1 protein-coding gene is annotated in these 868 nt (G+C 44.6%); it reads left to right on the top strand.

What is annotated here, in order from left to right; genetic code table 11:
• Positions 1–708: IS256 family transposase (locus DW915_RS10000; protein ID WP_118742061.1), on the top strand; the 708-nt coding region annotated here is incomplete at its 5' end.
• Positions 709–868 lie beyond the last annotated feature (160 nt).

Below are 868 nucleotides of genomic sequence, written 5' to 3'. Positions count from 1 at the left end.
GACGCAATTCACTATTCCGTAAGAGATAATGGTGTGATCCGAAAGCTTGCAGCTTACGTGATTCTTGGAATCAACACGGAAGGAAAGAAAGAGGTTCTGACCATCAGCGTTGGCGACAACGAAAGCGCAAAATACTGGCTTTCCGTTATGAACGAACTGAAAAACCGGGGTGTCAAAGATGTATTAATCATCTGTGCAGATGGTTTAACCGGCATCAAAGAAGCAATCGCTGCTGCTTTTCCAAAAACCGAGTATCAGCGCTGTATCGTACACCAGGTAAGAAACACACTGAAATATGTCCCTGACAAGGACAGAAAAGCATTTGCAGCGGATCTGAAGACCATTTATCAGGCCGCAGATGAAAAGAAAGCGCTGGCAGCCTTAGATCGTGTAACTGAAAAATGGTCTCCCAAATATCCGAATTCCATGAAACGCTGGAAGGATAACTGGGATGCCATCTCTCCAATTTTCAAGTTTTCAACGACGGTCAGAACGGTGATTTATACCACCAATGCGATTGAATCCCTGAATTCCACCTACCGGAAGCTGAATCGGCAGAGAAGCGTATTCCCAAGCGATACGGCCCTTTTAAAAGCGCTGTACCTGGCCACTTTTGAGGCTACGAAAAAATGGACCAGTACGATTCGAAACTGGGCGCAGGTATATGGCGAACTGAGTATTATGTACGAAGGTCGTCTTCCAGAATAACGAGTAAACCGACGATCAAGACAGGCGGAAAACCGCCTGCTCTTGACATGCCATTCAACAACTGTTATATATAAAACAAGGGTGAAAAGCTCAAACTGTAAGCTCACCACCCTTGCATATCATAGAAGAATCTTATTTACAGACTTTTTCTCACAGTCTC

The organism is Blautia sp. AM42-2 (assembly GCF_003480245.1).
Lineage (GTDB): Bacteria > Bacillota > Clostridia > Lachnospirales > Lachnospiraceae > Fusicatenibacter > Fusicatenibacter saccharivorans.
Note: the sequence above shows the minus strand (reverse complement) of the source record. Positions and strands in the feature narration are given on the sequence as shown.